The following is a 4,907-nucleotide window of genomic DNA, read 5'->3' as shown; positions in this document are numbered from 1 at the left end:
ACGATGTCCCACGACGACACCGCACCCGAGGTCATCGATGAGGTCAACGCCATCCGGGAGAAGATCGCCGGCTCGCGGGGATCCTTCCGCGACCAACACTTCCTGGACCAGCTCGCCCAGCAGATCGCGGACGCGCCGCACCTGGGCCGCCTGACGATCGCTCAGGCGTTGGTCGACGACCTGCGCGGCTACGCCGCCAAGCCCCGGCTCACCGCGGTCAAGGAACACATCAACGAGGGGCGCGACCAGCGGATCTTCTCGCTGTTCGAGGCGTCCTACTTCCCCTCGCTGTCACTTGACTACCTGACCTACGAGACGCTGCCGACGAACCCGCACCTGGCCACCCGCTACGCCAGCCCCACCATGCCGGTGAACATCACCTCCGGCTCGACAGGGTTCGACTCGCGCGTCGTGGTGGCGCTGTTCCCGGAGAACCACATCGACGGCATCCAGCAGGGCGATGACCTGATCTTCTACTTCATCAACAAGTTCGTCGAGCGGCACAACCGGATCACCCGCAAGATGATCGACGCGGTGATGGCCGAGGGCAGCTTCCCGCTGCTGCGGGGTGTCGACGACCGCACGGTCGAGCAGGCTTCCTCCTGGTGGGTACGCCTGCACGAGTACCACCACCGGCAGGGGGACATGCCGATCCCCGAGTACCTCCCGATCAAGAAGCTGAAGCCGCTGGCGGGCCTGGAGGAGCTGCGCGTCGACGTCTCGGCGATGCTGGTCTGCCTCGAGGATCCGCACCTGCCCGCCGAGCAGGCGCGGCTGGCGTACGAGTACATCCTCGCCGAGCGGCTGCTGCGCTACGCGGTGGAGGGCATCCCGCGCCCCAACTACGACGCCGTCGCCTCGCAGCTGCTCTTCAACTACCTGTCCGGCCACGGCGGCATCGAGCTGCGCGGCGGCCTGATCCACGTCCATCCGCGGTTGCCCGCCGTGCTGGCGCAGTTCCTCGGCGAGATCGAGCGCATCGAGCAGCGGGTGCACACCAAACCGGCGGAGGAGGTGCAGCAGGACCTGTTCGCCTTCACCAACCAGTACACCGACTACGACCCGGACGCGAAGGACTACCGCCACATCCCGTTCTTCGCCGAGGTCAAGCAACGCCTGGGCGTCTGACCCGGCGTACGTCCACCTCGACGAGCCCGAGCCGACCCGACCGGAGAGGAACCGACATGCCCGCGAGTCGTCCGAGCGAGCAGGCGATCGCCGTCGTCGGCATGTCCTGCCGCGTGCCGGGCGCCGACGACCTCGACGCCTTCTGGCGGCTGCTGCGCGACGGAGCCGACGCGATCGGCGACGTGCCGCCGGGCCGGTGGGACCTCGACGACACCGTCGAGGTCGCCGGGCTGCGCCGGGGCGGATTCCTGGACGGGGTCGCCGACTTCGACCCCGGATTCTTCGGCATCTCGCCGCGCGAGGCCGTCGCCATGGACCCACGGCAGCGGCTGTCCCTGGAGCTGAGCTGGACCGCGCTGGAGCACGCCGGAATGGCGCCGGTGGGACTGCGCGGCGGTTCGGCCGCGGTGTTCCTCGGTGCTGCAGGCGATGACTACGCCGCTCTCGTGCACCGGCACGGTGACGCCGCGGTGTCGCACCACTCGCTGACCGGGCTGAGTCGCGCCGTCATCGCCAACCGCGTCTCCTACCACCTCGGCCTGCGCGGACCCAGCCTCACCGTGGACGCGGCGCAGTCGTCCTCCCTGGTCGCCGTGCACCTGGCTGCGGAGAGCCTGCGGTCGGGTGCTGTTCGGCTGGCGCTTGCCGGCGGCGTACACCTGAATGTGACGCCGGACAGCACACTTGCCTTCGCCCGCGCGGGTGCGCTCTCCCCAGACGGGCGCTGCCACGTCTTCGACGCCCGCGCCAACGGCACCGTCCGGGGGGAGGGCGGCGGGGTGGTCGTGCTCAAGCGCCTGGCCGACGCCCTCGCGGACGGTGACCGGATCCACGGCGTCCTGCTCGGCAGTGCGGTCAACAACGACGGCGGCGGTGCCGGCCTCACCGTCCCCGACGGCGACGCGCAGCGCGAGCTGCTGCGCGATGCCTGCGCGCAGGCCGGGGTGGACCCGGCGCAGGTGAGCTACGTCGAGCTGCACGGCACCGGGACCAGGGCCGGGGACCCGGTTGAGGCGCAGGCGCTCGGCTCGGTGTTCGGTCCCGGCCGCCCCGAGGAGCAGCCTCTGCTGGTCGGCTCGGTGAAGACAAACATCGGGCACCTCGACGCCGCCGCCGGGGTGATCGGATTGATCAAGGTGCTTCTGTCGCTCGGCCACGGCGCCCTACCGGCGAGCCTGCACTACCGTGAGCCGAACCCGGCAATCCCGATGGACCGCCTGCGGCTGCGCGTCAACGACACGACCTCGCCGTGGCCGGACGGCCGCCGGCTGGCGGGCGTCAGCTCGTTCGGCGTGGGCGGCACGAACTGCCACGTGGTGGTCGGGGCGGCCCCGGCCGTGACCCGGCCGCACCTTGCCGGGCCCGCGAACGACGATCCGACCGCGCCGGTACCGGTGTTGGTGTCGGGTCGCACCCCGGCGGCGCTGCGGGCCCAAGCCGCGCGGCTGCGGGACTGGGTGGCCGCCGACAGCGGCCTGCGCCCGGCCGACGTCGGGTACGCGACGGTCACCACCCGTTCGGTGCTGGAGCACCGTGGCGTCGTGGTCGCCACGGAGCGCGCCGAGTTGCTGGCCGGCCTGGCCGCGCTCGCGGCGGGCGAGCCGTCGCCACACGTGGTCGAGGGTACGGCGGGCCCGGTCGGGGACGTGGTGTGGATGTTCCCCGGGCAGGGCCCACAGTGGGCGGGGATGGCCCTGGCGTTGTGGGATTCCCTGCCGCTGTTCGCCGCGCCGATGGATTCGTGCGCCCGGCTGCTGGACGGGCTGGTCGACTGGTCGCTGCGCGAGGTGCTCGCCGACGAGGCCGCCCTGCGCCGCATGGACGTCATGCAGCCCGCGCTGTTCGCGGTGCAGGTCTGCCTGGCGCAGGTCTGGCGCGCCGTCGGCCTGCGGCCGGCGGCCGTGGTGGGCCACTCCCAGGGCGAGATGACGGCGGCCTGCGCGGCCGGCATCGTGTCCGTGGAAGACGCGCTGCGGTTCCTGGTCGAACGCAGCCGGGCCATCGTCGCGCGGCTGTCCGGCCACGGCGCGATGGCCCTGCTGGCGATGCCCGTGGCCGACGTCGACCAGACCCGGGTCGCGATCGGTGCGGTGAACGCCCCGAACGCGGTGGTGGTGTCCGGCACGGTCGAGGTCGTCCGGGAGACGATTGCCGAACACGCGGCGCGCGGCGTGCGCACCCGCTTGGTCCCCATCGACTACGCCTCGCACTCGCCGCAGGTGGAGGTGATCCGCGACGAGGTGCTGCGCGCCGCAGCGAAGGTCACCACCCGCGACGGCGAGGCCGCCTTCTACTCCACCGTGACCGGCGGCCCGTTGCCCGCGCCCGCGCTCGACGCCGAGTACTGGTACCGCAACCTGCGGGAGCGGGTGCGGCTGGAGGAGGCCGTCCGCGCCCTGGCGGACGCCGGACACGGCGTGTTCGTCGAGGCCAGCCCACACCCGGTGCTGACCGGGCCGGTGCGGGAGACGCTGGCCGGGGAGCGTGCCGTCGTACAGGGCACCCTGCGCCGCGGCGACGGCGGGCTGCGGCGGCTGCTGCTGTCCCTGGCGGAGCTGCACGTCCAAGGCGTCGCCGTGGACCTGCGGCCGATGTTCGAGGGCACCGGCGCGCACGCCGTGCAGCTGCCCACCTACGCCTTCCAACGGCAGCCATACTGGATCCCCACCGATGCCGGCGCGCCGCGTCGCATGGCGGAACCGGCGGGGCCCGTCGGGCCACAGCCGGAGTCCGGCGCCGCCGCGCACGACGCCGCCGCGCACGACGGCGCGGTTCCCGCCGGTGCCGGGCAGCCGCCCCGGGACCTGCACGTCCTGGTACGCGCCCAAGCGGCGGCCGTGCTCGGGCACGGCGACCCGACCGCGATCACGGTCGACCGCACCTTCCAGGAGCTCGGCTTCGACTCGGTGACGTCAGTGGAGCTGAGCACGAGGCTCGGCCACGCGACAGGGCTGGAGCTGCCGGCCACCCTGCTCTACGACCACCCCACTCCCGCCGCCCTCGTCCGGCACCTCGACCGCGAGCTCACCGGGCAGGCCGAACCGACGCACCGGACCGACACCGGCCCCCGCGCCGACGACGACCCGATCGTCATCGTGGGCATGGCCTGTCGCTTTCCGGGCGGGGTGGCCTCGCCCGAGGACCTGTGGCGGGTGGTGCACGACGAGATCGATACGATCGGCCCCTTCCCGGAGGACCGCGGCTGGAGCCTCGACCCGTCGGAGACCGGGCAGGTACGCAGCGGCGGCTTCCTCACCGGCGCGCTGGACTTCGACGCCGATCTCTTCCGGATCAGCCCGCGCGAGGCGCGCGCGATGGACCCGCAGCAGCGGCTCCTGCTGGAGGTGTCCTGGGAGGCGCTGGAACGCGCCGGCATCGCGCCGACGTCGCTGGGCGGCAGCCGGACGGCAGTCCACCTCGGTGTCATGCCCCAGGATTACGTCCCCCCGCTACACGAGGCGTCGGAAAGCTTCGCCGGGTACGCGCTGACTGGCGGATCGCCGAGTGTGGCGTCGGGTCGGGTGGCGTACACGCTTGGTCTGGAGGGGCCGGCCGTGACGGTGGATACGGCGTGTTCGTCGTCGTTGGTGGCGCTGCACCTGGCGGCGCAGTCGTTGCGGGCGGGTGAGTGTTCGTTGGCGCTTGCCGGCGGGGCCACGGTCATGTCGACCGCCGGGATGTTCGTGGAGTTTTCGCGGCAGGGTGGGTTGTCGGTGGATGGGCGGTGTAAGGCGTTTTCGGCGGGGGCGGATGGGACGGGTTGGGGTGAGGGTGTGGGG

At 72.5% G+C, this 4,907-nt stretch carries 2 protein-coding genes; both read left to right on the top strand.

Features of this window, described 5'->3' with window-relative positions:
• The first annotated feature begins 3 nt into the window (after nt 1-3).
• Nucleotides 4-1,128 carry a DUF6421 family protein gene (locus tag SM447_RS27040; protein ID WP_474575697.1) on the top strand — a complete coding sequence of 375 codons (1,125 nt, stop codon included), beginning with the start codon at nt 4-6 and terminating at the stop codon, nt 1,126-1,128.
• Nucleotides 1,129-1,184: 56 nt separating this feature from the next.
• Nucleotides 1,185-4,907, top strand: a 3,723-nt coding sequence (locus tag SM447_RS27035; RefSeq protein WP_474575696.1) for a type I polyketide synthase, incomplete at its 3' end; no start/stop codon positions are given.

It is taken from the genome of Micromonospora aridisoli (genome assembly GCF_056150025.1).
The sequence above is the reverse complement of the archived record's forward strand: the minus strand, read 5'-3'. Positions and strand labels throughout refer to the sequence as shown.

Bases quoted from the DNA above. Each gene is read 5' to 3' on its own strand.
- SM447_RS27040 (WP_474575697.1), top strand. From the start codon at position 4: ATGTCCCACGACGACACCGCACCCGAGGTCATCGATGAGGTCAACGCC.